This is a genomic window from Streptomyces sp. STR69 (genome assembly GCF_024519455.1).
Lineage (GTDB): Bacteria > Actinomycetota > Actinomycetes > Streptomycetales > Streptomycetaceae > Streptomyces.
Genome location: NZ_JALJRY010000012.1, coordinates 242,748 through 268,460, shown reverse-complemented (window position 1 = coordinate 268,460; position 25,713 = coordinate 242,748). Strand labels below are relative to the sequence as shown.

Below are 25,713 nucleotides of genomic sequence, written 5' to 3'. Positions count from 1 at the left end.
TGCGGACATTCAGCGCTGTGACCTCGACAAACAGGACGTTTGGCTGTCACTCTCCCGCCATGCACCTTGCCCCTCGCGTACCGAGTCGCGCGATAGCCGCCGTCACCATAGCCCTCCTCGCCACCGCCGTCGGCTGTGCTCCGCAACCGGAGGACAAGGCCTCGGACCAGGCGTCCACGTCGACCGGGACCACCTGCGCCAAGGGCAAGCTGGCCACCCAGACCTCCGGCAAGCTGACGATCGCGACGGACGAACCGGCGTACGAGCCCTGGTTCGAGGACGACAAGCCGGCCAACGGCAAGGGCTTCGAGTCGGCGGTCGCCTACGCCGTGGCGAAGCAGCTCGGCTACGACAAGAGCGCCGTCGTCTGGCAGAGCGTCCCCTTCAACAAGGCCTTCGCGCCCGGTGTGAAGACCTTCGACTTCGACATCAACCAGGTGTCGATCAGCGCCGAGCGCAAGAAGGCCGTCGACTTCTCGTCCGGCTACTACGACGTGCGCCAGGCCGTCATCGCGCTCAAGAGCAGCAAGGCCGCCAAGGCGACGAGCATCGCGGGCCTCAAGGGCCTCAAGCTGGGCGCCCAGGTGGGCACCACGAGCCTGAACTACATCAGCGACGTGGTGAAGCCGACGCAGCAGGAGGCCGCGTTCTCCAAGAACGACCAGGCCGTCTCCGCGCTCAAGAACGGCCAGGTCGACGCGATCGTCGTCGACCTGCCGACCGCCTTCTACATCACTTCGGCCGAGGTGACCAACGCCAAGATCGTCGGCCAGTTCGAGAACCAGGGCGGTACTCCGGAGCAGTTCGGGCTCGTCCTCGACAAGGGCAGCGACCTCACGTCGTGCGTGACGTCGGCCGTGGACGCCCTGCGCAAGGACGGCACCCTGGCGGCGCTGGAGAAGCAGTGGCTGTCCGACGCCGTCGACGCCCCGGTCCTCAAGTGACCGTGGTGAAGGACGAGTCGGGCCAGGAGGGCTCGGACGACAAGGGTGACATGCCCGGCGGGGGCGACGCGTACGTCCCCTCGCAGCGCCGTCTGGACCGCGAGCGGCACAAACGCGCGCGTGCCCGTCGCGCGACCGCGATCGCCGCGGTGTCGACCCTTGTCACCGCCGTCGTCCTCTACGTGGTCGTGGTCAGCGCGCCGGGCTGGGAACGCACCAAGGAGACCTTCTTCGACGGGCACTACGCGCGCGAGGCGTTCCCCAAGGTCCTCGAAGGGCTGTGGCTGAACATCCGGCTGTTGCTGATCTGCGGTGTCCTGGTGCTCGTCCTGGGGATGCTGATCGCCGTCGCGCGCACCCTGCGCGGTCCGGTGTTCTTCCCCCTGCGGGTGCTGGCGGCGGCGTACACGGACTTCTTCCGCGGGCTGCCGCTCATCATCAACCTGATGATCGTGGTCTTCGGAGTGCCCGCGCTGCGCCTCCAGGGCGTGACGGTCGACCCCGTGTGGCTGGGCGGTGCGGCGCTGACGCTGACGTACTCGGCGTATGTCGCCGAGGTGTTCCGCGCGGGCATCGAGTCCATCCACCCCTCGCAGCGCGCCGCGGCCCGCTCGCTGGGCCTGACCAACCGGCAGGCGCTGCGGCACGTGGTGCTCCCCCAGGCCGTACGCCGACAGGTACCGCCCTTGTTGAACGATCTGGTGTCCCTCCAGAAGGACACCGGGCTCGTGTCGATCGGCGGCGCGATCGACGCCGTACGGGCGTCCGACATCATTGCGCAGCGCGCCCTGAACTACACGCCGTACATCGTCGCGGGGCTCGTGTTCGTGGCGCTGACCATCCCGATGACCCGCTTCACGGACTGGGTGACGGCCAGGATGGATCGGCAGCGCGCCCAGGGAGGCACGACATGAGCACCGACGACCACTCCGCCGCCTCCCCCGTGCTGCGCATGGAGTCCGTCCGCAAGACCTTCGGTACGTCCGTCGTCCTGCGGGACGTCGACCTGGAGGTCCCGCAGCACACCGTGACCGCGCTGATCGGCGCCTCCGGCTCCGGCAAGTCCACGCTGCTGCGGTGCGCGAACCTCCTGGAGGACATCGACGACGGCGCGATCTGGCTGGACGGCGAGGAGATCACCGATCCGCGCGTCGACCAGGACGCGATACGGCGCCGTATCGGCGTGGTGTTCCAGGCGTACAACCTGTTCCCGCACATGACGGTCCTGGAGAACATCACCCTCGCCCCGCGCCGGGTGCACGGCGCGTCCCGCGCGGAGGCCGAGGCACACGCGCGTGAGCTGCTGGAGCGGCTCGGACTCGGGGACAAGGCGGGCGCCTACCCGGACCGGCTGAGCGGCGGTCAGCAGCAGCGGGTCGCGATCGTGCGCGCCCTGGCCGTACGGCCCCGGCTGCTGCTCTTCGACGAGATCACCGCCGCGCTCGACCCCGAGCTGGTGGGTGAAGTGCTCGCCGTGGTCCGGGACTTGAAGGACGAGGGCATGACCATGGTGCTGGCCACGCACGAGATGGGCTTCGCCCGGGACGTCGCCGACCAGGTGTGCTTCCTGGACGGAGGCGTCGTCCTGGAGCGCGGCACCGCCCAGCAGATCTTCGGCGACCCGCAGCAGGAGCGCACCCGGCGCTTCCTGCGACGGATCGTGGAGGCGGGCCGACTGTAAGAGGCGTGCGCCAGGAGGCCGGTCCTTACGCGTCGGCCCTCCCCGCCCCCGCCAGCGCGGCGACCCGCTCCACACCGAACACGTACCCCTGCACACCGCACCCGGCGATGACGCCGTCGGCGCGCAGCGAGACGTAGGAGTGGTGCCGGAACGACTCGCGCTGGTGGATGTTGGAGATGTGGACCTCCAACACCGGTAGCCCGTCACAGGTGTTGAGGGCATCCAGGATCGCGATGGAGGTGTGCGAGTACGCCCCCGGGTTGATCACGATGCCGCAGTGGTTGAGCCGCGCCTCGTGGATCCAGTCGACCAGCTCGCCCTCGTGGTTGGACTGCCGGAAGTCCACCGTGCCGCCGTGCCCGGCCGCCGCCTTGACGCACAGCGCCTCGACGTCGGCGAGCGTGTCGGAGCCGTAGATCTCCGGCTGGCGCTGGCCGAGGAGGTTCAGGTTGGGGCCGTTGAGGATCATGATCGGGGCGTTGGCCAGGGTGCGGGGCACGGTTCCTCCGGTCCGTTCGGACATGTCGTTCGAGGTGGGCCGCCGATTGACGGCCACTGCTCGGACCCGGTCTATCACGCCGCCTCCGCACCACCGTGCGCCCCCGTAACCGTTGTTCACTGCGGGTAGTTGACGCGGCATGCACGACGTACGCACCGTGAGGTCCCCTTCCATGCTGCGGCTCGCCGCCGCCTCGCTCGCCGGCACCGCGATCGAGTTCTACGACTTCTTCGTCTACGGCACGGCGGCGGCCCTGGTCCTCGGACCGCTGTTCTTCCCGACGTTCTCGCCCGTGGCGGGGACGCTGGCCGCCTTCGGGACGTTCGGTGTGGGCTTTGTGGCGCGACCGCTGGGCTCGATCCTGTTCGGGCATTTCGGGGACCGGCGCGGGCGGCGGCCGGTGCTCGTCGCCTCGCTGCTGCTGACCGGCGCCTCGACGGTCGCGGTCGGCTGCGTACCGTCGTACGGCTCGATCGGCGTGGCCGCTCCCGTGCTCCTTCTGGTGCTGCGTTTTCTGCAGGGCCTGGGGCTGGGCGGGGAGTGGGGCGGGGCTGTGCTGCTGACCGCCGAGCACGCGCCCGCCGGGCGGCGCGGGCTGTGGTCGAGTTTTCCGCAGGCCGGGCCCGCGGTGGGATTCCTGCTCGCCAACGGTGTGATGCTGGCACTGTCGGCGACCCTGACCGACGCTCAGTTCGCGCAGTGGGGCTGGCGGGGGCCGTTCTGGTTCGCCGGAGTGCTGGCACTGGCGGGGCTGTGGCTGCGTTCATCGCTTGCCGAGAGCCCCCGGTTCCTCGAAATCGACGACCACGCGCGCGTGCCGCTCGTCGAAGTCGTGCGCGAACACTGGCGGTTGGTGCTGCTGACCGCCGGGGCACTGTCCGTGGGCTACGCCATCTTCTACGCGGTGACGACCTGGTCCCTCGCCTACGGCACCGAGCGGCTCGGGGTCGGCCGTACCGAGATGCTGGCCTGCATCATGGCCGCCGTGGTGGTGAAGGGCTCGCTCACCCCGGTGATGGCGCTGCTGAGCGACCGCTACGGGCGGCGGACGCTGTGTCTGCTGGGGTGCACGGCCGCCGCGCTGTGGATGTTCCCGATGGTCGCGCTGCTCGCCACGGGGGCGCCGCTGCTGATGTTCCTCGGATTCCTCGGGGCGCTGCTCGCGTTCGTGGCGATGTTCGCCGTGCTCGGCGCGTATCTGCCGGAGCTGTACGAGCCGCGGGTGCGCTGCACGGGCGCCGCCGTGGGCTACAACCTCGGCGGGGTTCTCGGCGGTGCGCTCACCCCGATCGTGGCGACGGCGCTCGCCGAGCACAGCGGGCGCGTTCCCTGGAGTGTGGGCGCCTATCTGACGGGGGTCGCGCTGTTCAGCCTGGGCTGCTTCGCGCTGCTGCCGGAGACGCGGCCGGTGCGGGTGGCGGTCCCCGAGCCGGCCACCGGGTGACACGGCTACGGGTTGATCGCCAGCTCCAAGTACGCCGCGAACAGCACCAGATGGACCCCGCCCTGGAGCGGTGTCGCCCGTCCCGGCACCACTGTCAGGGAGCTGACCACCACGGTCAGGGCGAGCAGCACCATGTGGGTCGAGCCGAGGCCGAGGACGAGCGGTCCGGAGAGCCAGATGGACGCCAGGGCGACGGCGGGGATGGTGAGGCCGATGCTGGCCATCGCCGAGCCGAGCGCGAGGTTGAGGCTGGTCTGTACGCGGTCGCGGCGGGCGGAGCGCAGTGCGGCGATGGTCTCGGGGAGCAGTACGAGCAGCGCGATGATCACGCCGACGACGGCGTGGTGCAGCCCGGCGGCCTCGACTCCGGACTCGATGGTCGGCGAGACGCCCTTGGCCAGTCCTACGACACCAATCAGGGCGAGGCCCAGCAGGCCCAGGCTGATCAGGGCGGTGCGGGCGGTCGGCGCGTCCGCGTGGTGGTCCTTGGTGATCACCTCGCCCTGCCGGGAGATCGGCAGGAAGTAGTCGCGGTGCCGCACGGTCTGCGTGGCCACGAAGAGGCCGTACAGGGCGAGTGAGGACAGTGCGGCGAAGGTGAGCTGGGCGCCGGAGAACTCCGGGCCCGGCTTGCTGGTGGTGAAGGTCGGCAGAACCAGGCTGAGCGTGGCCAGGGTCGCCACGGTGGCGAGGGCGGCGCCGGTGCCCTCCGGGTTGAAGACGGCCGTGCCGTGGCGCAGGGAGGCGACGATGAGGACCAGGCCGACGATGCCGTTGCAGGTGATCATGACGGCCGCGAAGACGGTGTCTCTGGCGAGGGTCGAGCTCTTGTCGCCGCCGTCGGCCATCAGGGTGACGATCAGGGCGACCTCGATGATCGTGACGGCGACGGCCAGGACCAGGGAGCCGAAGGGTTCGCCGACGCGGTGGGCGATGACCTCGGCGTGATGCACCGCGGCCAGGACGGCCCCGGCGAGGACCAGGGTGACCAGGGCGACGACCACACCGGGCAGGTCCTTGCGTCCCCAGGTGAAGACCAGCAGGACGACTGCGAGCACCGGTACGAGGGTCGTCCACCGGGTGGTGAGCGACCTGAGCCGAGTGATCATGCAGCGATCCTCGCAGAGGCGTACGGGCCCCGCATTCCGGCGTCGCGGGGCCCGCCGCGCGCTACTTGAACTCGGTCATGTCCAGTACGTCGCAGTCGGTGAAGGACGGCGGCCTGGTACACAACGCGGCCATCTGCTGGGCCATTTTGCCGGTCTCGGGGTCCTGGCTGTTGCGCATGGCGTCCTCGTACGAGTCGAACTCGACCACGACGAGGACATGGCCGGGATTGCTCCGGTCCCGCAGGACGAGGCGGTGCGTCGGTCCGCCGGCCCGGCCCGCGAAGCGCTTGTCCGCCTCCTCCGCCACCGCCCGCATCTCGTCGAAGCGGTCGGTCTCGAAGTCGACGATCTGCACGAATTTCATCGCTGCGTCCATGGATGCCTCCACCCGGCCGTGACACCCCCGGGCCGGGGGCGCTCGGTATCCAACGAAGCACCGGGAGCGGTGGTCGGCAATTCATCGTGCGGTGCTCCCGGTGCTTGTTGTTCCTACGTCGGGCGTGGTCAGGCGTCGATGCTGTCCTTCGGGGCGCCTTCGGTCCCCGACTGCGCCGCCTCGGCCGCCGCCGTCTTCTTGTTGGCCATCAGGCTGGTGATCGTGGTGACGATCAGGACCCCGCAGATCACGCCCAGCGAGACCGGGATGGAGATCTCCGGGACATGGACCCCGGACTCGTGCAGCGCGTGCAGCACCAGCTTGACGCCGATGAAGCCGAGGATGACGGACAGGCCGTAGCTGAGGTGGACCAGCTTCCTGAGCAGGCCGCCGATGAGGAAGTACAGCTGCCTCAGGCCCATCAGGGCGAACGCGTTGGCCGTGAAGACGATGTACGGGTCCTGCGTCAGGCCGAAGATCGCGGGGATGGAGTCGAGGGCGAACAGCACGTCGGTCGTACCGATGGCGAGCATCACGACCAGCATCGGGGTCATGACCCGCTTGCCGTTCTCCCGGATCCACAGCTTGGTGCCGTGGTACCGGTCGGCCACGCCGAAGCGGCGCTCGGCGGCCTTGAGCAGCTTGTTCTCCTCGAACTCCTCGTCCTCCTCGTCGGCCCGGGCCTCCTGGATGAGCTTCCAGGCGGTCCAGATGAGGAAGGCGCCGAAGATGTAGAAGACCCACGCGAAGTTGGCGAGGACGGCCGCGCCCGCCGCGATGAAGATGGCCCGCAGGACCAGGGCTATGAGGACGCCGACGAGCAGCACCCGCTGCTGGTACTGCGAGGGCACGGCGAACTTCGCCATGATCAGGACGAAGACGAAGAGGTTGTCGACGCTCAGCGACTTCTCGGTGATGAAGCCGGCGAAGAACTCGCCGCCGGCCTGGCCGCCTCCGAAGAGGAGCAGGCCGAGTCCGAAGAGTCCGGCGAGGGCGATCCAGACGACGGTCCAGATTCCGGCTTCCTTGATCGACACGTCATGCGGCTTGCGGCCGATGAAGAAATCGACGGCGATGAGGGCGGCCAGCCCCACGATGGTCAGGACCCACAGGGTCACGGAAACATCCACTACTGCTCCTCCGGCGGTATTAACGGCAAATGGTCAGCGTCGTCGCTACCGGAGGTCTCTTCCACCTTGGACGGGCGTCCAGGGCCGACGCCCCGGGATCTGGCCTGATCCGTATTGACGGGTACGCCGCAGCAGATAGGGAGTACTCCCCTCCGTACGGAAGAGCTTACCCCAATCACCAAGGAAAGGTAAAGGGATGGGCAAAAGAAAGACAAAATAGCAGGTGAGAGCCCTTTACCTGTACTTGGTACGCGCTGTCGCGACCTCGGTCAGCACCCGCTGGAGCACCTGACTGCCGGGCGGCACGGACGAGGGCTCGTACGTCCAGGCATGACCGACCCACGGGTCGGCGAGATGGTCGTCGGGCAGCGGGGTGAGTCGCATCAGCGAACGCCAGAGCGGGTCGAGCAACGGGCCGTAGGCCGCCGCGTCCTCACGGTCCGCGACCATCATCAGATGGACGCCGACGGCCGGGCCCTCGTCCGCGAGATAGCGCAGCTGGGTCACGGCACGGTCGTCGAAGCCGTGCGGGAAGTCGTTGACGATCAGCAGCTGTTCGGCCGTGTCGAGGCCGGGCGGCAGCGAGTCGGCGGCTCCGCCGCGCACCGCCATCTGCACCAGATCGACCCGCTGGGTGAGCCTGGCCAGCACGTCCGCGACCCCGGCGGCCCCCACGGCGGGCGGCGCCGCGAGCACACCGGTGTGCACCAGGGGAACCAGCGCCTGCGCCGCCGAACCGGCCGGGTCGATGACGTGCACGGCGAACTCGCCCACCGGATAGACGGCCAGCAGCCGCGCCGCGTGCGCCACGGCCGTGTCGAGCGCGAGGCGCCGGAGTTCGTGGGAGTCGGCGAACGAGCCGTCCAGGGACTCCCCGCCACCGCTGTCGATCCACAGACCGCGCTCCAACGGCAGCCGCACCAGCATCGGGATGCGCAGGTCGGGGCTCTCCGGGAGATGGAGGTCGCCCAGGCGCAGCGCCATGGGGATCTCCATCGGAACGCGGTAGCCGTGCCAGACGGGGTTGTCCCAGCCGGCGAAGGCCAGCGGGAGCGCGGGTTCGACCACCTCGGACTCGGCGGCCAGCTGGGCGAGATCCCGGTCGAGGGCCGCCCGCGCCTGGTCGACGAGTTGGGCGTGCTTGGCCTGGGCCGCCTCGCGGGCCGCGTCGCCCTGGCCGCCGATCCGGCTGCGCGGGTCGGACAAAGCCTGGTCGAGCTCCTTCTCCATGCGCGAGTCGGCGAAGTCGACCGCGCTGCGGTACGCGGCCATGGTGCGGGCCAGGTCCTCGAACATGCCCCACACCTGGTTGTAGAGCCGCTCCTCCATCGACCACCCCGTCGCGTCACCGGCGACGGGCTGCGCGGCCTGTCCGGGCGGAGCCGGGGGCGCGGTCGGCGCGGGCGAAGGAGGCGCCCCCGTCTGCCGACGCGGGTGGCTGTAGTCGATCGGCCCACCGGCGGCGGTCCCGGCGGCCTGGGCGGCGGGATCCGCGGGCGCGGCGGCACCGGGATATCCGGACTGCGGCGCCACGGCACCCGGGGTGCCCTGCGGACCGTACGGAGACGTGGGTTGCGGCGCTACGGCGCTGGGGGTGCCCTGCGCGTCGTACGGCGACGTCGGTTGCGGTGCGACAGCGCCGGGTGCGCCCTGCGTCGTGGCGCCGCTCCCCTCGGGGCCGATTCCCGGTGTGGCCGTCTGTCGGGTGCGGTCGCCGTCCGCGGTGCGCGGCGGGGGTGCGGCCACGGAGCGGGCGAGTCCCCGGGCCACCGCTTCGTTGATGCTGCCCGCGAGGTGGGCTGCCTGGGGCAGGCCCTGGTCGGTGAGGAGTTCGGCCAGGCCGCCCGCGTAGCCCTGGCCGACGGCGCGCACTTTCCAGGCGCCCTGTCTGCGGTACAACTCCAGGGCCACGACGGCCGATTCGGCGTCCAGGCCGGTGATCGTGTAGCTGGCGACCTCGGTGCCGTCGAGGCCGGTGACCGCGACGAAGGGTGCGGCGACGGCCCCGAAGCGGGTGGGGCCCTCGGCGCCGAGGGGCAGCGCGAGCAGCACGCTGACGCGGTGCACGGCCTCCGGCACGGCGCCGAGATCCACCGCGAGGCGGTGGTCGGCGGCGGCCTGCTTGGAGACCTCAAGGCCGGGCAGGGTGGGTGTGCCCGGGTGGGCCACCCACTCCACGCCGTGGATCCTGCCGTGCTCGTCGCCGAGCGTGGCGGCGGCCACGACCGGCTTGCCGGCCGCGACCCGGATCTCCAGACGCATCTGGGAGAGCGGGTGGTTCTGCCCTCGCACCAGCTCGGCCGCCATCGCGCTCGTCCCCCTGCTCAGCCGTGTCGTCTTGTGTGCGCCGGACCGCCCTAGAGATGCGGCAGGATCGCCGGCATCAGGTCCTGGAAGGTGCGGCCGTTGGTCGGTGTGCCGAGGGCCGTCAGTGTCCAGCCGGAGCCGGAGCGGTGCACCTTCGCCATGATCTGGGCCGTGTACTGGCCGCCGCCCGCGAGTGTGTAACGGGCCAGCTCCTGGCCGTTGGTCTCGTCGACCAGGCGGCAGAACGCGTTCTGCACTTCCTGGAAGGTCTGGCCCGTGAAGGAGTTCACGGTGAAGACGATCTGGTCGATGTGAACCGGCACGCGCGCGAGGTCGACGAGGATGGCCTCGTCGTCCCCGCCCTGGCCGACACCGCCGACGAGGTTGTCGCCGGTGTGACGGACGGATCCGTCGTCACTCACCAGGTGGCGGAAGAACACCACGTCGACCGGCTGCTTGTCGGCGAACAGCACGGCGGACGCGTCGAGGTCGATCTCCCGGGTGCGCGAGCCGAACAGGCCGCGCCGGGGAGCCGCCTGCCAGCCGAGACCCATGCGCACCGCGGTCAGGCCGGATCCGTCGTTCTTCTGCAGACTGATGGCCTGACCCTTGGTCATATTGACCGTCACGGCTGTTCCCCTCTCGAACTGTCCCCTGTTGTCGCGGAATCCGCGGCTGCCCAGAACCCTACGCAGCGGCACTGACAGTGCCGAACCCCGGTTCCTTCTTTGTGTCGGTCTTGCAACACAGAGCGCATACCCCGAGGTCCGGCAGTCCCCCCCGCCGATCAGGCCAGGCCGCCCTCCTTCATCTGCCGCAGCTCCTTCTTCATCTCGTGGACCTCGTCGCGCAGCCGGGCCGCGACCTCGAACTGCAGGTCCGCGGCGGCGGCACGCATGCGTGCCGTCATCTCCTCGATCTGCTCGGCGAGTTCGGCCGCGGGGCGGTCGGTCGGCACGCCGTCCTTGGCCTTCCCCTGGGCGGACTTGGACGCCCTCGCGGCCTTGCCGCCGAGTGAGGGCACCGGGGCCTTGGCGCCCTTGCCGTCCTTGGCCTTGCGGTAGCCCGAGCCGAGCAGTTGCTCCGTGTCGACGTCCTCGCGGGCGATCTGCGCGACGATGTCGTTGATCTTCTTGCGGAGCGGCTGGGGGTCGATGCCGCGCTCCGTGTTGTACGCGACCTGCTTCTCCCGGCGGCGGTTGGTCTCCTCGATGGCCTTCTCCATCGCCGGGGTGATCCTGTCGGCGTACATGTGGACCTGACCGGAGACGTTGCGCGCCGCGCGGCCGATGGTCTGGATCAGGGAGGTGCCGGAGCGCAGGAAGCCCTCCTTGTCGGCGTCCAGGATGGCCACCAGAGACACCTCGGGCAGGTCGAGGCCCTCTCGAAGCAGGTTGATGCCGACCAGGACGTCGAACTCGCCGGAGCGCAGCTCGCGCAGCAGCTCGATGCGGCGCAGGGTGTCGACGTCGCTGTGCAAGTAGCGGACCTGGATGCCGAGTTCGAGGAAGTAGTCGGTGAGGTCCTCGGCCATCTTCTTGGTGAGGGTGGTGACCAGGACCCGCTCGTCCTTCTCGGTGCGCTTGCGGATCTCGTGCACCAGGTCGTCGATCTGGCCCTCGGTGGGCTTCACGACCACCTCGGGGTCGATGAGGCCGGTGGGACGGATGATCTGCTCCACGGCGCCGTCGGCGCGCGAGAGTTCGTACTTGCCGGGGGTCGCCGACAGGTAGACAGTCTGTCCGATGCGCTTCTGGAACTCCTCCCACTTCAGGGGGCGGTTGTCCAGGGCGGAGGGCAGTCGGAAGCCGTGGTCGACGAGGGTGCGCTTGCGCGAGGCGTCGCCCTCGTACATCGCGCCGATCTGCGGGACCGTGTTGTGCGACTCGTCGATGACGAGCAGGAAGTCCTCGGGGAAGTAGTCGATCAGGGTGTTCGGCGCGGAGCCGGGCTCGCGGCCGTCGAAGTGCATCGAGTAGTTCTCGACGCCGGAGCAGGAGCCGATCTGGCGGAGCATCTCCAGGTCGTACGTGGTGCGCATCCGCAGGCGCTGGGCCTCCAGGAGCTTGCCCTGCTTCTCCATCTCGGCCAGCCGCTCGCCGAGTTCCTTCTCGATGTCGTTGACGGCCCGCTCCATGCGCTCGGGGCCCGCGATGTAGTGGGAGGCCGGGAAGACGTAGAGGTGCTCGTCCTCGCTGATGATCTCGCCGGTCAGCGGGTGGAGGGTGGAGAGGGCCTCGATCTCGTCGCCGAACATCTCGATGCGGACGGCCAGTTCCTCGTAGACCGGGAAGATCTCGATGGTGTCGCCGCGGACGCGGAAGGTGCCCCGGCTGAAGGCCACGTCGTTGCGCGTGTACTGGATGTCCACGAAGCGGCGCAGCAGCTGGTCGCGGTCGATCTCGTCGCCGACCTTGAGGGGGACCATGCGGTCCACGTACTCCTGCGGAGTACCGAGGCCGTAGATGCAGGAGACCGAGGCGACCACGATGACGTCGCGGCGGGTGAGCAGCGAGTTGGTCGCGGAGTGGCGCAGGCGCTCGACCTCCTCGTTGACCGAGGAGTCCTTCTCGATGTAGGTGTCCGACTGCGGGACGTAGGCCTCGGGCTGGTAGTAGTCGTAGTACGAGACGAAGTACTCGACCGCGTTGTTCGGCAGGAGTTCGCGGAACTCGTTGGCCAGCTGGGCGGCCAGGGTCTTGTTCGGCGCCATCACGAGGGTGGGGCGCTGGAGCTTCTCGATCATCCACGCGGTGGTGGCGGACTTGCCGGTGCCGGTCGCGCCGAGCAGCACGACGTCCTTCTCACCTGCCTCGACGCGCCGGGCCAGCTCGGCGATGGCCGCCGGCTGGTCGCCGCTGGGCTGGTAGGAACTGACGACCTCGAAAGGCGCCACCGTGCGTTCGATGTGGGAAACGGGCCGCATGGAACCAACCGTACGACCCGCCACTGACAACGGGGTCGGATCAGCGGTTCTGCGGGGTGCGGGAGCCGCGGTGTCCGAGGTCGCGATCGGCGCGGACCGGGGTGCGCCGGGGGTGCGGGACGACGGCGCCGGCCGGGACGCCGGGCTTGTGCTCGACGGGGAGCCGGGCGGGCTTCCCCATGACCATCAGCGGGTCGAACATCACGACGACGCCGGCCAGGAGGAGGAAGGCGAGGGGGCCGATCATCATGGGCGCGAGCAGTGACGCGGCGGAGACTCCGTCGGTGGTCGCGGCCGTGCCGTGGACGTGGACGGTGAGGGCGGCCATGCCGGTGTAGTGCATGCCGGTGACGGCGAGCCCCATGACGAGGCTCGCGCCCACGCTCCACAGGAACCCGCGGACCTGTCCGGCCGCCCACAGGGCGCTGATCGCGGCGACGACCGCTATGACGACGGAGGCGGCGACGGTGAAGGTGTTGTATTCGAGCTTTCCGTTGAGGCGCATGCCGGCCATGCCCAGGTAGTGCATCGAGGCGATGCCCAGGCCGGTGAGGGTGCCGCCGGTGAACAGGGCCGTCCCCCTGGCTCCCCGGTAGCCGACGATGAAGATCCCGACGCCCACCATGACGATGGCGACGGCGAGGCTCGCGAAGGTCATCGGTTTGTCGTAGTGGACCGGTGTCTGGCGGACCGAGAAACCCATCATCGCGATGAAGTGCATCGTCCATATGCCGGAACCGATCGCCGCCGATCCGAGGGCGAGCCAGCCGGGGCGCCAGGACTGGGCCACGAGCATCGATCTGGTGGTGCAGCGCAGGCCGAGCGCACCGCCGAGGCAGGCCATGAGATAGGCCACCAGCGGTGTGACGAGTCCGTAGCTGAATCCGTCGACCGTGCCCCGCATGCGCAGTAACCCTTCCGCCCTGTTCCGTCCCGGAATCCCTGAAACCCGCCCAGCCCCAGGACCGCAGGAACGGTCAGGGTCGACGCAGAGAGTATGACCCCCACCGGAATGGTCGAACGATTTTCCGGCAAAGAAACACGGCCCTGCCCCACATGTGCGGCACCGGTGAGCGGACTTGGGCAACTCCATTCATTCTGTGTCCATCCCGTACCCGGCGGGTAGTGACGTTCCGCTGTCATCCTTGAGCTGTATGTGATCGCTCGACGCGAGGAGTACGCATGCACCTGCGCGCAGTTGCCGCCTCGACCACCGCGCTCCTGGGGGCCGCCGCCCTCCTGCTCCCCTCCCCCCAGGCCAGGGCCGGTGACGACGCCGAGTGGCCCACCGTGGTCGCCCATCGCGGCGCGTCCGCCTACGCCCCCGAGAACACCCTGGCCTCCATCGACAAGGCGGCCCGGCTCGGTTTCCAGTGGGTGGAGAACGACGTCCAGCGCACCAAGGACGGCGAACTCGTCGTCATCCACGACGACAGCCTGAAGCGCACCACCGACGTCGCGAAGGTGTTCCCGGACCGGGCCCCCTGGAAGGTGAAGGACTTCACCGCCGCCGAGATCGCCCGCCTCGACGCGGGCAGCTGGTTCGGCCCCGCGTACACCGGCACGCGCGTGCCCACGCTCACGCAGTACATGCGCGAGGTGGAACACAACCACCAGAGCCTGCTCCTGGAGATCAAGAACCCGGAGCTGTACCCCGGCATCGAGCAGCAGACCCTCAAGGTCCTGGGCAACGAAGGATGGCTGGACCCCTCCCACGTCGACGGCCGGCTGATCGTGCAGAGCTTCAGCGCGGCCAGCATCCGGATCGTGCACGACCTCGCCCCGGGCATCAGGACCGGCTTCCTCGGCACACCTTCCGTGTCCGCCCTGCACGAGTACGCCGTCTTCACCGACCTGATCAACCCGTCGTACGGCTCGATCTCCACGAGCTACGTCTCCGCCGTGCACGGGTTCACCGGCCCGCACGGCACTCCGATGGAGGTGTACGCCTGGACCGTCGACGACGCGCCCACGGCGTGGAAGGTCGCCGGGTACGGCGTGGACGGCCTCATCACCAACAGACCGGACGTGGTGCGGTCCGCGCTGAACGGGTTCTGAGACCGCTCGCGGGGCGTTGTCAGTGCCGGGTCGTACGGTGGGCGCATGGACAGCCATGGGCAGAACGAGCAGCGGGTCGTGTGGACCGTCGTCGGCACCGACATCGGTCCGCTGCTGCTTGCCGCGACACCGGACGGCCTGGTCAACGTCGTGTTCCACGCCACGGACGCGGTGCGCGAGAGGACACTCGACCGGCTGGCGTCCCGGCTGGGCACCGAACCGGTCGAGGCGCCCGACTCCCCCTTGCTGGCCGAGGCGATACGTCAGTTCGAGGCCTACTTCGCCGGAACGCGGCGCGACTTCGACCTGCCCCTCGACTGGTCCCTGATCTCCGGCTTCAACCGACAGGTACTGCGCGAGCTGGCGTCCGGCGTCCCGTACGGCTCGGTCGTCGGCTACGGCGACCTGGCCGGGCGGGTCGGCCAGCCGCGCGCGGCCCAGGCGGTGGGGGTGGCGATGGGTTCCAACCCGCTGCCGGTCGTCGTGCCCTGCCATCGGGTCGTCGAGAGCGACGGCGGCATCGGCGGGTTCGGGGGCGGCCTGGAGACGAAGAGAAAGCTGCTGGCACTGGAGGGGGTGCTGCCCGAGCCGTTGTTCTGAGCGCTCGGGCAGGTGGCTGGGCCGGGCGATGGCCGGCCGGGTGGTCGCGGAGGCGAGCTACGGCTGGCTGAATCTGATCGCCGCCTGCCTGCTGATCCCCCTGGCCGCACCGGCGCTGTTCGCCCACTCCCGGAGAACCACGGTTTCCAATGGCCCGCGAAGGGTGGCCGGGAGGCCGAGCCGGTAGCAGACTCCGCCATGCGCGCGCACAGCCACTGGCATCCGGGGGATCGGAGCCGAAGGGACGGCGATCACGCATGAGTGGAAGCGGAAACAGGGCAGTCGCGTATCTCAAGCCGGGAGCGGTGGAAGTCAGGACCATCGACTACCCGACGCTTGAACTGCAGGACGGGCCGGGAGTCGCCCCCGCCAACGTCGGCCGCAAGGTCCGGCACGGGGTCATCCTGAAGGTGCTCGCCAGCAACATCTGTGGCAGCGACCAGCACATGGTGCGCGGTCGGACGACCGCGCCCGAGGGACTGGTCCTCGGACACGAGATCACCGGAGAGGTCGTCGAACGGGGTCCGGACGTCGAGTTCATCGACGTGGGCGACATCGTCTCCGTACCGTTCAACATCGCCTGCGGGCGGTGCCGCAACTGCAAGGAACGCAAGACCGGCATCTGCCTGAACGTCAACCCGGCCCGTCCGGGGGCGGCCTACGGCTATGTCGACATGGGCGGCTGGGTCGGCGGTCAGGCCGAGTACGCCCTGGTCCCGTACGCGGACTTCAACCTGCTGAGGTTCCCCGACCGGGACGAGGCACGCGAGAAGCTGCTCGATCTCACCATGCTCTCCGACATCTTCCCGACCGGTTTCCACGGCGCCGTCACCGCGGGCGCCGGGGTCGGGTCCACGGTGTACGTAGCCGGGGCGGGTCCGGTCGGTCTCGCGGCGGCGGCGTCGGCGCAGCTCCTGGGCGCCGCGGTGGTCATCGTCGGCGACCTGAACCCCGAACGCCTGGGCCAGGCAAGGAGTTTCGGCTGCGAGACCGTCGATGTCTCGCGCGGCGACATCGGGGAGCAGATCGCCGAGATCGTCGGTGAGCCGGAGGTGGACGCGGCGGTCGACGCGGTCGGCTTCGAGGCACGGGCGCACGGCCCGAACGCCCCGGAGGCGCCGGCGACCGTCCTCAACTCGCTGATGGGCGTCACGCGCGCGGGCGGTGCCCTGGGCATCCCCGGGCTGTATGTCACCGCCGACCCCGGTGGGGTCGACGAGGACGCGAAGAGCGGCACCCTGAAGGTGCGGCTCGGCCTCGGCTGGGCCAAGAGCCACCGGTTCACGACCGGTCAGTGCCCGGTGATGACGTACCACCGGAGTCTGATGATGGCGATCCTGCACGGGCGTGTGCACATCGCGAAGGCGGTCAACGCGACCCCGATCTCGCTGGAGGACGCACCGCGCGGCTACGCCGAGTTCGACCAGGGCGCCAGCCGCAAGTACGTGCTCGATCCGCACGGGACGCTGGCGGGCGTGAGCCCGGTCTGACGCACGGGAACGCGGGGGCCACGCACGCGTGGCCCCCGTTTTCCGTGTCCTTCCGTGTCCTTCCGTGTCCTTCCATGTCGGATGCTGGTGGTGTCCCCCACAGCCCGCGAGGGTTTGACCGGGCACTGAGCCCGCCAGGGATGAGGAAAGACCGAACGACAGGAGGCGCGTGGTGCTGGTGGTGTCCGAGGAAGTACGCGAGGCGATCGACGCGCGTCGACCCGTGGTGGCCCTGGAGTCGACGATCATCGCGCACGGGTTGCCGCGCCCGCGCAATCTGCAGGTGGCGCTGGAACTGGAGGCGGCGGTACGGCAGGAGGGGGCCGTCCCTGCGACGATCGCCGTGCTGGACGGGCGGCCCCATGTCGGCCTGGACAAGGACCAGTTGGAGCGGGTCGCCAACGAGGACGGAATCCGCAAGCTGGGCCACCGCGACCTGCCACTCGCGGTGGCGGCGGGAGCGAGCGGGGCTACCACGGTGTCGGCGACGGCGCTGCTGGCGGCGCGGGCCGGCATCCGGGTGTTCGCGACCGGAGGGCTCGGCGGGGTGCACCGGGAGTGGACGGTGACGCAGGACGAGTCCGCCGACCTGGGGCTGCTGGCGTCCACCCGGATCACGGTGGTGTGCGCGGGCGTGAAGTCGATCCTGGACGTGCCGGCGACCTTGCAGCGACTGGAGACGCTGGGCGTGGCGGTCGCCGGGTACGGCACGGACCGTTTCCCCGGCTTCTACCTCTCCGACTCCGGGTACCCGGTGGAGTGGACGCTGGAGACCCCGGAGCAGGTGGCGGCCGTGATGCGGGCGCAGGACGCGCTCGACGCCCCGGAGTCGACGCTGATCGTCGCCAACCCCGTGCCCGAGGACGAGCAGTTGGATCCCGAGCTGCATGCCCGCGTGCTCGCCGACGCGCTGCACGCGTGCGAGGCGGAGGGCGTCACCGGGCAGGCGGTCACCCCGTTCCTCCTCGGCTACCTCGTGGAGCACACCGACGGTGCCTCGCTGAGCGCCAACCTGGCGGCCGTGCGCGGCAACGTACGACTGGCGGGGCGGATCGCGGCGGCCTGGGCCGAGGAGGCGTGACGACCGGGCCGAAGGGCGCGCTCCTGGTCGTCGGGGACGTCGTCACGGACGTCGTCGCCCGGCACCGGGGACCGCTCGCGCCGGGCACCGACACCGCCGCCGTGATCCGGACCGTGCCGGGCGGCGCGGGCGCCAACGTGGCGTGCTGGGCGGCCCATTGGGGCTGCGCGGACGTACGGCTGCTCGGTCGCGTGGGTGCGGACGCGGCGGCATGGCACGAACGGGAGCTGGTCGCCTCCGGGGTGCGGCCCCGGCTCGTGGTCGATCCGGAGGCGGCGACCGGGACGGTGATCTGTCTGGTCGACACGGGGGCTTCTGCCGAGCGGACGTTTCTCACCGACAGTGGCGCGGCCCTTCGGCTCGGTCCCGAGGACTGGTCGGACTCGCTGCTGGACGGTGTCGTACGGCTGCATCTGTCGGGCTATCTGCTGTTCGCCGAGCCGAGCCGGGCGTTGGTGGCAGCGGCGATGGAGTCGGCACGCGCGCGTGGGGTGCCGGTGAGTCTGGATCCGGCGTCTGCGGGGTTCCTGGTGGAGCTGGGCGTGGACCGTTTCCTAGGGCTCGTGGAGGGGGTGGACGTGCTGCTGCCCAGCCGTGACGAGGCGTGTCTGCTCACCGGGTTGCCCGATCCGGCGGACGCGGCGGCCAAGTTGAGCCGCCATGTCCCCCTGGTGGTCACCAAGCAGGGCGCCGAGGGGGCCTTGGTGGCCCGCTCCGGCACGGTCCACGCACGCGTACCGGCCGAGCCCGCCACGCCCCGGGACACCACGGGCGCGGGCGACGCGTTCACGGGGGCGTTCCTCGCGACGCTTCTGACGGGCGCCGATCCGGAGGAGGCGGCACGGGAGGGGTGCCGGGCGGGGGCGCGAGCGGTGGAACGGGTGGGAGGGCGACCGCCCGGGCGGGGGTGACGGCGATCGACCCCTGCGGCGAGGGCGTTCCCACGACGTCCCGGCGTCGAAGGCACCGCCGGCCGGGCCAACACCCCTGAAGCCCCCCTCCCCCACCCAACCGGCGCCAACTCCCGCCCCCGCCTACGCCTTCCGCCCCCAGGCCGAGATCATCGGTGCCGTCGCCAGGTCCATCGTGCCGGAGGCGACGTTGGCCAGATGGCGGTCGATGTCCTCGTCCGTGGCGAGGCCCGCGGTGACGAGCTGGTCGCGGATCTGGCGGACCGTGGCGGATTCCAGGGCGGCGCAGGCCGGTGAGGTGACCGGGAAGTACGCGTCGGCCTCCACCCGGCGCAGACCGGCCTCGCGGAGCAGTCGCGGGAGTTTGCGGCCGTAGGAGAGGTCGGCTCCGCGGTCGGCGAGGAGGGCGCGGAAGCCGTTGCGGAGACGGTTCGCCAGTTGCTGCTCGGGGCCGTGTTCGTCGGGGCAGAGCAAGGGCTGCAGGGCGGGGTCGGCGTCCTCGATCAGGAGGCGTCCGCCGGGGCGCAGGGACTTGATCATCGAGCGCAACGCCCGTTCCCGGTCCGGGACATGGACCAGGACGAGCCGCGCGTGCACGAGGTCGAAGCCCTCCCCCGGCGGCTCCTCGGCGCCCACGTCATGGACGCGCACCTCGATCGGCGGGCGGGCCACCGAGGCGACCTGGGAGGTGTCGATGTCGGTCGCGACGACCTTCCCGGTCGGGCCGACCTTCTTGGCCAGCCAGGACACCACCGAGGTGCCGCCGACACCGACCTCCCAGACCCGCCAGCCGGGTCCGACGCCGAACCCCTCCAGATGCCGGAACGTCGTGGGGTCGAAGAGCGTGGCGAAGGCGTCGAAGCGCTGCCCCGCCTCGGACTGCCGGTTGTCGAGGAGATACCCGTCGGATCGCGTCATGCCGCGATCATCCCAGTTGCCCCGCTTGTCGGGAGGGGTCGACGCTCCGGTTCGGAACGCCCTTGCCACGGCCGTGCGCCCGCTCCCGCACGGTTGCGTCCACAGCGGGGAACAAGGCGTACGCACGGCTTCGTCCACAGGCGGGAACAAAGCGGAGGATTCCGTTCCCACGGGCTTACCCACCGCTCACGTCGGCCTGGCAAACTGGCACGCCAGGCGCAGAAATGCGATGCGAGGGGATCCACGCAAGGAGATCCGGATGTCCATGGCAGGGAATCTTCGGAAGGTCACGGGCCTGGGCAGGGTCGGCGGCCTCCGCAAGGTGGCGCGGCTGGCGCGACGGCGCCCGCGCGTCGACCTGAGCCACCACGCCCGGTCACCCCTGGGCTCCTCGGTGGTGAAGTGCGTCACGTATCAGGACGGTGTCCGGGTCCCGGTCGGCGGCGATCTGGTGGACGCCGTCGAGCGGGTGCGCAAGAAGGACGACGGGTTCGTCTGGCTCGGTCTGCACGAGCCGACGAACGAGGAGTTCGCGGGCATCGCCGAGCTGTTCAACCTGCACCCGCTGGCGGTCGAGGACGCGATCGAGGCCCATCAGCGCCCGAAGGTGGAGCGCTACGGCGAGACGCTTTTCGCGGTGTTCAAGACGGTCTGCTACGTCGAGCACGAGAAGCTGACGGCGACGAGCGAGGTCGTGGACACCGGCGAGATCATGGTGTTCGTCGGCGCCGAGTTCGTCATCACCGTGCGGCACGGACGGCACGGATCGCTGGGGCCGCTGCGCGAGGAGTTGGAGTCGAACCCCCGGCAGCTCGCCAAGGGACCGGCCGCGGTGCTGCACGCGATAGCGGACCACGTGGTCGACGACTACCTGAGCGTCACGGACTCGGTGCAGGCGGACATCGACCAGGTGGAGACGGACGTGTTCGCGCAGAACGGCGCGCGGGCGGACCCGGGCCGTATCTACCAACTCAAGCGAGAACTGCTGGAGTTGAAGCGGGCGGTGGTCCCCCTCAGCGGCCCGCTGGAGGCGTTGTCCACCCGGCCGATGCGGGTGGTCGGACCGGAGATACAGGCCTACTTCCGCGATGTCTCCGACCACCTGCTGCGGGCGAAGGAACAGATCGCGTCCTTCGACGAACTGCTCAACTCGATTCTGCAGGCACACCTCGCCCAGGTGACGGTCGCGCAGAACGAGGACATGCGGAAGATCACGGCCTGGGCAGCGGTGATCGCCGTACCGACGATGGTGTGCGGTGTGTACGGCATGAACTTCGACAACATGCCGGAACTGCACTGGCGGTACGGCTATCCCCTGATCCTCGGCGTGATATCCGTGGCCTGCCTGGCGCTGTACCGGGGCTTCCGGCGCAACGGCTGGCTCTGAACCACCCGGCGACCCAGAGCACAAGCACCCTGAGGCTCAGAGCACAACCGTCCAACGGCCCAGGCACGACCGGTCGGAGCTTCAGCGCATGGCGCTTCGGGCGTAGACGTTCTCGACCCAGGTGGCGAGCTGGTCCTCCGTCAGATGCTGGGCGAGGTCAGCCTCGCTGATCATGCCGACTAGGCGTTTGTTCTCGATCACGGGAAGCCGGCGGATCTGGTGTCCCTGCATCTCCTGGAGCACCTCGCCGACATCGGCACCGGCGTCGATCCAGCGGGGCGTGCCCTGGGCCATCTCGCCCGCGGTGACCTTCGCCGGATCGTGGCCCATGGCCACACAGCCGACGACGATGTCCCGGTCGGTGAGGATGCCGCAGAGCCGTTCGTTCTCGTCGCTGATGGGCAGGGCTCCGACGCCCAGTTCGCGCATCAGCTGGGCGGCGCGGTCCAGGGTTTCATGGGCGGGGATCCACTGGGCGCCCCGGTGCATGATGTCTCCGGCGGTGGTCATGAAGTACCTCCCGGTGCCGGACGGCCGGCGCGGTACAGAACGTTCCGCTAGTCCCGGCGCCCTACATTCTCGCCGCGCGGCGGGACGAACGCACCCGGACGGTCGGGACTTCCGGTGCGCCGACCGGAATCCGGGACGGCACTCGGACGGCGGTCAGACCTGGAAGCCCACGATCTTCTGCGGCACGACGCGGACGATGACCCGCACCTGGTCGTCCCGCTCGGCGGGCGGGTCGATGCCGAGGTACTTGTGCGAGAGCTCGTGCGGGAGCCGCTTGTCGGGGTCGGGGAGGATCTCGGCGGTGCCGCGGATCTCGACCGAGACATAGGGGTTGGCGAGGTCGAACACCGACAGGCTGACGCGGGGGTCGTGACGGAGGTTGCGCACCTTCTGCCGGTCCTGGAGGGGGGAGAAGAGGACGGTGTCGTCCTCGCGTTTGATCCAGACCACGGAGGTCTGCGGGGCGCCGTCGGGGCGGACGGTGGCGACGGCGGCGAAGTTCTTGCCGTCGAGGAGAGCACGGACGGAGTCGTCGAAGATCGGCATGGCGACACCCTAACTAAATGCACACGCATACAAAAGCCCTTGGGTCGGGTTTCTCAGCCATTGGGCAGCCCGCCCCAGGCCGGGTGCCGTGGATCGTCGGCGCGCACCAGGACGTCCGCTGTGCCGGCCGGGTCGGTCTCGTCCTCGTAGCGTCCGAAGACGGGCAGGGTCCAGTGCTCGGTCTCGGGGGTACGGCGGCGCAGGGCGCCCGGTGAGAGGAGGACGTGGAGGGTCAGGTCGAAGGGGAACCAGTGCCGCAGGAGGAGGGGGCCGTGCAGCAACAGGAGGGCACCGGGCGGGAGTTGAACGTAGGGGCTGCGGGTGGCGCGGTCGGCGGCCGGGTCCCACAGGTCGGGCAGGACGCGGCCGTCGCCGTTCGGTTCGAGCGGGCCGAACACCTCGCGCCACAGGGCCCGGGTGTCGAACCAGCCGTCGTAGTAGGCGTCGGCGTCCTGGTGCCCGTACTCCAGGCGCAGCGAGGCGGGGCGCAGGAAGCCCTCCGTGCCGACGACGAGCGAGGAACGGCCGCGGACGCGCAGCGCCTCCGCGACCCGCTCGGCGAGGTCGCCCGGGCGGGCCGCCGGGGCTCCGTCGAAGGCGATGCGCGGCCAGGGGCTGCCGTCGGCCGGCTTCAGGTCGAGCAGATGCTCGGCGAGGAGGTCGCCGAGCCGGTCCCAGGTGATCGCTTCCAGTCGCACAGGGCCATGATGCGTCAGGCCTCGGTCAGGGGTCGGCAGAGGAGACAGGAGAGAGGTGCGCGATGGCAGGGAATGGATCTCGTATGGCATCGCTCTCGACTCCCCCGATCCGCAACGGACTTGTGGCCGTCGGCGGACTCGTGGTCGTCCAGCCGCTCAGGAAACGGCACTGTGCGGGGTGTCGGCGTGGGCCGTTGGCGCTGCTGGTCGTCGAGGGCGGGGTGCCGCGCTGTCTCGACTGTGCCGACCTCGGGCATCTGGTGTTCCTGCCGCGCGGCGACACGGCGCTGACGCGCAGGGCGCGGGAGGAGAGCGCGCTGTCGGCGGTGGTGGTGCGGTTCAACCGGCGCCGGAGCCGGTACGAGCGACAGGGTGTCCTCGTCGAGGAGGCGGGGCTCGCCCAGGCCGAGGAACGGTGCCTCGCGGACGCTGAGGCACGGCGGCGGCGCCGGGTGCGGGACGCGGGGCGGCGGGCCGTGGAGGACGTGCGGTTCGCGGAGGCGTTCGCGGCGGAGATACGACGGCTGTTCCCCGGCTGCCCCAAGGAGCGGGCCCGGACGATCGCCGCGCACGCCTCGCTGCGGGGCAGCGGGCGGGTGGGGCGGAGTGCGGCGGGACGGGCGTTGTCCGAGGGCGCGGTGGTCTCGGCGGTGGCGGCGTCCGTACGGCACGGGGACACGCCGTACGACCAGTTGCTGATGAGCGGGGTACCGAGGCACGAGGCACGACGGCGGATCACGGCGGAGGTGGAACGGGTGCTGCGGGACTGGCGGGACGTCCCGGCATGACGTCCGTCAGCATCGGCGAGCGGTGCCGTGGACGCTCGCGTATGGTCCGGCGATTCTCGGCCATGGTTGCGCGGGCGGGGATGGGTTCGACTTGTCGTGATGGTTGGTGGTGGGCAGGATCTCGGCTCTACGGGCGGGAGTTGGTATCGGCATGATCGGTGAACCGTATTTCGCGCTGACGGTTCTGGGGGTGCTCGTGACCGGGGTGATGGCCGGTGTGTTCTGCGCCTTCTCCGTGCTGGTCATGCGGGGGCTGGCCGAGCTGCCGCCCGCGCAGGGTGTCGCCGCGATGAACGCGATCAACAGGGCGGCGATGACTCCCGCGTTCATGCTGCTGTTCGCCGGTTCGGCGTTGGTGTGCGCGGTGATCGCGGTGGTGACGTTCGTGCTGTGGCCGGATCAGGGGACCGCGGAGTTGCTGTTGGGCAGCGCGCTGTATTTGTTCGGGGCGTTCGGGCTGACCCTCGTCGCGAACGTGCCCCGCAACGACGCCCTGCTGAAGCTGGACCCGGGGACCCCGGAGGCCGCCGCGTACTGGCCGTCGTACGTGCGCGAGTGGACGATGTGGAATCACGTGCGCGCGATGGCCTCGGCCGCCGCCGCGCTGGTCTACATACTTGCCCTCGCCTGAGCGAAGTCCCAAGATCAACTGGGCGCGGGCTGAGAAGCCACCGGGCAGGGGCGGCACAAGCCTGCGGAAACCCCCTTGAGAAAGAGGTCTCGCCCACTCTGCGCGCTCGGCCGGAGGGCCTTATCGTGGCTGAAAGAGTGCCGCTCGATGACGCACGGCCTGTCGCATGCGGACGCGAGGAAGACCGCCATGGCCGATCCCAAGGGTTTTATGACCACTCCGCGCGAGGAGTGGCCCCGCAGGCCCGTCGACGAGCGGGTACGGGACTGGGACGAGGTGTATGTCCCGGGCGCGCTGCTGCCGATCGTGAGCAGACAGGCCGACCGGTGCATGGACTGCGGCGTCCCGTTCTGCCACGACGCCTGTCCGCTCGGCAACCTGATCCCCGAGTGGAACGATCTGGTCAGCCGGGACGGCTGGCGGGCGGCGGCCGACCGGCTGCACGCCACCAACAACTTCCCCGAATTCACCGGGCGGTTGTGTCCGGCGCCGTGCGAAGCGGGCTGCGTGCTCGCCATCAACCAGCCCGCGGTCACCATCAAGAACGTCGAGGTGGCCATCGCCGACCGCGCGTGGGCCGACGGTTTCACGCCACCGAGGCCGCCGGACCGGTTGTCCGGGCGGACCGTCGCGGTGGTCGGCTCCGGGCCCACCGGCCTTGCCGCGGCACAGCAGTTGACGCGCGCCGGGCACACGGTCGCCGTGTACGAGCGGGACGACCGGCTCGGCGGGCTGATGCGGTACGGCATCCCCGAGTTCAAGATGGAGAAGCGGCATCTGGAACGGCGGCTGGAGCAGATGCGGGCCGAGGGCACCAAGTTCCGTACGTCCACGACGGTCGGGCGGGATGTCGGAGCGGCCGAACTGCGGGCGCGCTACGACGCGGTGGTGATCGCCACGGGAGCGACGGCGTGGCGTGAACTCACCGTACCGGGGCGGGAGTTGACCGGCATCCAGCAGGCGATGGAGTATCTGCCGCTGGCCAACCGGGTGTGCGAGGGGGACCTGGCCGAGTCCCCGATGTCCGCCGCCGGGAAGCATGTCGTCATCGTCGGCGGCGGCGACACGGGGGCCGACTGTCTCGGCACGGCGGTACGTGAAGGGGCCGCGTCCGTCACGCAGTTGGACATCTACGCCCAGCCGGACGCCGAGCGCGACGAGGACGCGGAGCCCTGGCCGACGTATCCGAAGATCTATCGGCTGTCGGCCGCGCACGAGGAGGCGCGGGACCTGGAGACGGCGCCCGCGGCGGACGCGGACGCCCGGCTGTTCGCGGCGTCCACGCTCCGCTTCGAGGGGGACACAGACGGACGGGTGCGGTCCTTGCACCTGGTCGAAGTGGACGCGGAGCGGCGCCCGTTGGACGGTTCCGGGCGCAGCCTGCCCGCCGATCTGGTGCTGCTCGCCCTCGGGTTCTCCGGGCCCGACCGCGAGGACGGGCTCATCGACCAGCTGAGGCTGGCGATGGCGCCGCGCGGCACGATCACCCGGGACGCGGACTTCGCGACGAGCGCGCGGGGCGTGTTCGTCGCGGGGGACGCGGCGCGGGGCCAGTCGCTGATCGTGTGGGCTATCGCGGAGGGGCGGGCGGTGGCGGCGGCCGTCGACCGCTATCTGACGGGGAGTTCGCAGTTGCCGGCGCCGATCGGGCCGTACGACCGGCCGATGACGGTGTGACG

At 70.2% G+C, this 25,713-nt stretch carries 25 protein-coding genes; 13 read left to right on the top strand and 12 right to left on the bottom strand.

Annotation, left to right across the window (positions count from 1 at the left end):
• Nucleotides 1–59: 59 nt before the first annotated feature.
• The 3 genes from OC490_RS24000 to OC490_RS23990 are packed head-to-tail and all read left to right on the top strand — an operon-like array spanning nt 60 to nt 2,625.
• Nucleotides 60–944 (top strand): ABC transporter substrate-binding protein, encoded by an 885-nt coding sequence (locus OC490_RS24000; RefSeq protein WP_200710501.1) that lies wholly within the window; start codon nt 60–62, stop codon nt 942–944.
• Nucleotides 941–1,858 (top strand): amino acid ABC transporter permease, encoded by a 918-nt coding sequence (locus tag OC490_RS23995; protein WP_262060043.1) that lies wholly within the window; start codon nt 941–943, stop codon nt 1,856–1,858. Before OC490_RS24000 ends, OC490_RS23995 begins: the two co-directional genes overlap by 4 nt.
• Nucleotides 1,855–2,625, top strand: coding sequence for an amino acid ABC transporter ATP-binding protein (locus OC490_RS23990; RefSeq protein WP_262060042.1), 771 nt, complete (start codon nt 1,855–1,857; stop codon nt 2,623–2,625). The genes OC490_RS23995 and OC490_RS23990 overlap by 4 nt, the downstream gene beginning before the upstream one ends.
• Nucleotides 2,626–2,650: 25 nt before the next feature.
• On the opposite strand, the gene aroQ is transcribed toward OC490_RS23990, so the two are convergent.
• Nucleotides 2,651–3,124, bottom strand: coding sequence for a type II 3-dehydroquinate dehydratase (gene aroQ, locus OC490_RS23985; RefSeq protein WP_262060041.1), 474 nt, complete (start codon nt 3,122–3,124; stop codon nt 2,651–2,653).
• A 172-nt stretch (nt 3,125–3,296) separates the two neighbouring features.
• Here aroQ and OC490_RS23980 point away from each other — a divergent pair, with 172 nt between their 5' ends.
• On the top strand, nt 3,297–4,568 hold the full coding sequence (locus OC490_RS23980) for an MFS transporter (RefSeq protein ID WP_262060070.1): 1,272 nt from the start codon (nt 3,297–3,299) through the stop codon (nt 4,566–4,568).
• Between the two features lie 5 nt (nt 4,569–4,573).
• Here the strand turns inward: OC490_RS23980 and OC490_RS23975 are convergent, their stop codons facing one another.
• The 7 genes from OC490_RS23975 to OC490_RS23945 all read right to left on the bottom strand — a co-directional run bounded on the left by OC490_RS23975 (nt 4,574) and on the right by OC490_RS23945 (nt 13,320).
• The gene (locus OC490_RS23975; RefSeq protein WP_262060040.1) at nt 4,574–5,677 is read right to left on the bottom strand and encodes a calcium:proton antiporter; all 1,104 of its coding nucleotides are present in this window, start codon (nt 5,675–5,677) and stop codon (nt 4,574–4,576) included.
• A gap of 61 nt (nt 5,678–5,738) precedes the next feature.
• Complete coding sequence (locus OC490_RS23970; protein WP_262060039.1) at nt 5,739–6,053, bottom strand: hypothetical protein; 315 nt, start codon at nt 6,051–6,053, stop codon at nt 5,739–5,741.
• Between the two features lie 128 nt (nt 6,054–6,181).
• Nucleotides 6,182–7,183: a TerC family protein gene (locus tag OC490_RS23965; RefSeq protein ID WP_262060038.1), complete on the bottom strand. Its 1,002-nt coding sequence runs from the start codon at nt 7,181–7,183 to the stop codon at nt 6,182–6,184.
• Between the two features lie 234 nt (nt 7,184–7,417).
• Nucleotides 7,418–9,490, bottom strand: a complete 2,073-nt coding sequence (locus tag OC490_RS23960) for a TerD family protein (protein WP_262060037.1) — start codon at nt 9,488–9,490, stop codon at nt 7,418–7,420.
• 50 nt (nt 9,491–9,540) lie between these two features.
• A complete protein-coding gene (locus tag OC490_RS23955) occupies nt 9,541–10,119 on the bottom strand; it encodes a TerD family protein (RefSeq protein ID WP_262060036.1) in 579 nt (192 codons plus the stop codon).
• 158 nt (nt 10,120–10,277) lie between these two features.
• A complete protein-coding gene (uvrB, locus tag OC490_RS23950) occupies nt 10,278–12,416 on the bottom strand; it encodes an excinuclease ABC subunit UvrB (protein WP_262060035.1) in 2,139 nt (712 codons plus the stop codon).
• Nucleotides 12,417–12,456: 40 nt separating this feature from the next.
• Entirely contained in the window at nt 12,457–13,320 is an 864-nt protein-coding gene (locus OC490_RS23945; RefSeq protein ID WP_262060034.1) for an MHYT domain-containing protein, read from the bottom strand.
• A gap of 278 nt (nt 13,321–13,598) precedes the next feature.
• Between OC490_RS23945 and OC490_RS23940 the strand changes: the two genes are divergently transcribed.
• From OC490_RS23940 to OC490_RS23920, 5 genes are all read left to right on the top strand, one after another.
• Complete coding sequence (locus OC490_RS23940; RefSeq protein ID WP_262060033.1) at nt 13,599–14,474, top strand: glycerophosphodiester phosphodiesterase; 876 nt, start codon at nt 13,599–13,601, stop codon at nt 14,472–14,474.
• A 45-nt stretch (nt 14,475–14,519) separates the two neighbouring features.
• Nucleotides 14,520–15,074 (top strand): methylated-DNA--[protein]-cysteine S-methyltransferase, encoded by a 555-nt coding sequence (locus tag OC490_RS23935; protein ID WP_262060032.1) that lies wholly within the window; start codon nt 14,520–14,522, stop codon nt 15,072–15,074.
• Between the two features lie 257 nt (nt 15,075–15,331).
• Entirely contained in the window at nt 15,332–16,564 is a 1,233-nt protein-coding gene (fdhA, locus tag OC490_RS23930) for a formaldehyde dehydrogenase, glutathione-independent (RefSeq protein ID WP_262060031.1), read from the top strand.
• A gap of 172 nt (nt 16,565–16,736) precedes the next feature.
• Nucleotides 16,737–17,645, top strand: coding sequence for a pseudouridine-5'-phosphate glycosidase (locus tag OC490_RS23925; protein ID WP_262060069.1), 909 nt, complete (start codon nt 16,737–16,739; stop codon nt 17,643–17,645).
• Entirely contained in the window at nt 17,642–18,556 is a 915-nt protein-coding gene (locus OC490_RS23920) for a carbohydrate kinase family protein (protein WP_262060030.1), read from the top strand. The genes OC490_RS23925 and OC490_RS23920 overlap by 4 nt, the downstream gene beginning before the upstream one ends.
• A gap of 123 nt (nt 18,557–18,679) precedes the next feature.
• Here the strand turns inward: OC490_RS23920 and OC490_RS23915 are convergent, their stop codons facing one another.
• Nucleotides 18,680–19,474 carry a methyltransferase domain-containing protein gene (locus OC490_RS23915; RefSeq protein ID WP_262060029.1) on the bottom strand — a complete coding sequence of 265 codons (795 nt, stop codon included), beginning with the start codon at nt 19,472–19,474 and terminating at the stop codon, nt 18,680–18,682.
• Between the two features lie 259 nt (nt 19,475–19,733).
• Between OC490_RS23915 and corA the strand changes: the two genes are divergently transcribed.
• The gene (corA, locus tag OC490_RS23910; RefSeq protein WP_262060028.1) at nt 19,734–20,861 is read left to right on the top strand and encodes a magnesium/cobalt transporter CorA; all 1,128 of its coding nucleotides are present in this window, start codon (nt 19,734–19,736) and stop codon (nt 20,859–20,861) included.
• A gap of 81 nt (nt 20,862–20,942) precedes the next feature.
• On the opposite strand, the gene OC490_RS23905 is transcribed toward corA, so the two are convergent.
• The 3 genes from OC490_RS23905 to OC490_RS23895 all read right to left on the bottom strand — a co-directional run bounded on the left by OC490_RS23905 (nt 20,943) and on the right by OC490_RS23895 (nt 22,615).
• Nucleotides 20,943–21,371: a CBS domain-containing protein gene (locus tag OC490_RS23905; RefSeq protein WP_262060027.1), complete on the bottom strand. Its 429-nt coding sequence runs from the start codon at nt 21,369–21,371 to the stop codon at nt 20,943–20,945.
• Between the two features lie 153 nt (nt 21,372–21,524).
• The gene (locus OC490_RS23900; protein ID WP_262060026.1) at nt 21,525–21,917 is read right to left on the bottom strand and encodes a PPOX class F420-dependent oxidoreductase; all 393 of its coding nucleotides are present in this window, start codon (nt 21,915–21,917) and stop codon (nt 21,525–21,527) included.
• A 53-nt stretch (nt 21,918–21,970) separates the two neighbouring features.
• Nucleotides 21,971–22,615, bottom strand: coding sequence for a uridine kinase (locus OC490_RS23895; RefSeq protein ID WP_262060025.1), 645 nt, complete (start codon nt 22,613–22,615; stop codon nt 21,971–21,973).
• 83 nt (nt 22,616–22,698) lie between these two features.
• Between OC490_RS23895 and OC490_RS23890 the strand changes: the two genes are divergently transcribed.
• The 3 genes from OC490_RS23890 (at nt 22,699) to OC490_RS23880 (ending at nt 25,711) form a co-directional block, all read left to right on the top strand.
• On the top strand, nt 22,699–23,403 hold the full coding sequence (locus tag OC490_RS23890; protein WP_262060024.1) for a DUF2293 domain-containing protein: 705 nt from the start codon (nt 22,699–22,701) through the stop codon (nt 23,401–23,403).
• A gap of 151 nt (nt 23,404–23,554) precedes the next feature.
• A complete protein-coding gene (locus tag OC490_RS23885) occupies nt 23,555–24,034 on the top strand; it encodes a DUF1772 domain-containing protein (protein ID WP_262060023.1) in 480 nt (159 codons plus the stop codon).
• Between the two features lie 189 nt (nt 24,035–24,223).
• The gene (locus OC490_RS23880) at nt 24,224–25,711 is read left to right on the top strand and encodes a glutamate synthase subunit beta (protein ID WP_262060022.1); all 1,488 of its coding nucleotides are present in this window, start codon (nt 24,224–24,226) and stop codon (nt 25,709–25,711) included.
• Nucleotides 25,712–25,713 lie beyond the last annotated feature (2 nt).

What these genes read in the sequence shown, in the direction of transcription:
- uvrB (WP_262060035.1), bottom strand. Translation starts at nt 12,416, where the DNA reads ATGCGGCCCGTTTCCCACATCGAACGCACGGTGGCGCCTTTCGAGGTC.
- OC490_RS23880 (WP_262060022.1), top strand. Translation starts at nt 24,224, where the DNA reads ATGGCCGATCCCAAGGGTTTTATGACCACTCCGCGCGAGGAGTGGCCC.
- OC490_RS24000 (WP_200710501.1), top strand. Translation starts at nt 60, where the DNA reads ATGCACCTTGCCCCTCGCGTACCGAGTCGCGCGATAGCCGCCGTCACC.
- OC490_RS23975 (WP_262060040.1), bottom strand. Translation starts at nt 5,677, where the DNA reads ATGATCACTCGGCTCAGGTCGCTCACCACCCGGTGGACGACCCTCGTA.
- OC490_RS23980 (WP_262060070.1), top strand. Translation starts at nt 3,297, where the DNA reads ATGCTGCGGCTCGCCGCCGCCTCGCTCGCCGGCACCGCGATCGAGTTC.
- OC490_RS23905 (WP_262060027.1), bottom strand. Translation starts at nt 21,371, where the DNA reads ATGACCACCGCCGGAGACATCATGCACCGGGGCGCCCAGTGGATCCCC.
- OC490_RS23935 (WP_262060032.1), top strand. Translation starts at nt 14,520, where the DNA reads ATGGACAGCCATGGGCAGAACGAGCAGCGGGTCGTGTGGACCGTCGTC.
- OC490_RS23945 (WP_262060034.1), bottom strand. Translation starts at nt 13,320, where the DNA reads ATGCGGGGCACGGTCGACGGATTCAGCTACGGACTCGTCACACCGCTG.
- OC490_RS23915 (WP_262060029.1), bottom strand. Translation starts at nt 19,474, where the DNA reads ATGACGCGATCCGACGGGTATCTCCTCGACAACCGGCAGTCCGAGGCG.
- OC490_RS23890 (WP_262060024.1), top strand. Translation starts at nt 22,699, where the DNA reads ATGGCATCGCTCTCGACTCCCCCGATCCGCAACGGACTTGTGGCCGTC.
- OC490_RS23970 (WP_262060039.1), bottom strand. Translation starts at nt 6,053, where the DNA reads ATGGACGCAGCGATGAAATTCGTGCAGATCGTCGACTTCGAGACCGAC.
- OC490_RS23960 (WP_262060037.1), bottom strand. Translation starts at nt 9,490, where the DNA reads ATGGCGGCCGAGCTGGTGCGAGGGCAGAACCACCCGCTCTCCCAGATG.
- OC490_RS23990 (WP_262060042.1), top strand. Translation starts at nt 1,855, where the DNA reads ATGAGCACCGACGACCACTCCGCCGCCTCCCCCGTGCTGCGCATGGAG.
- OC490_RS23885 (WP_262060023.1), top strand. Translation starts at nt 23,555, where the DNA reads ATGATCGGTGAACCGTATTTCGCGCTGACGGTTCTGGGGGTGCTCGTG.
- corA (WP_262060028.1), top strand. Translation starts at nt 19,734, where the DNA reads ATGTCCATGGCAGGGAATCTTCGGAAGGTCACGGGCCTGGGCAGGGTC.
- OC490_RS23940 (WP_262060033.1), top strand. Translation starts at nt 13,599, where the DNA reads ATGCACCTGCGCGCAGTTGCCGCCTCGACCACCGCGCTCCTGGGGGCC.
- OC490_RS23900 (WP_262060026.1), bottom strand. Translation starts at nt 21,917, where the DNA reads ATGCCGATCTTCGACGACTCCGTCCGTGCTCTCCTCGACGGCAAGAAC.
- fdhA (WP_262060031.1), top strand. Translation starts at nt 15,332, where the DNA reads ATGAGTGGAAGCGGAAACAGGGCAGTCGCGTATCTCAAGCCGGGAGCG.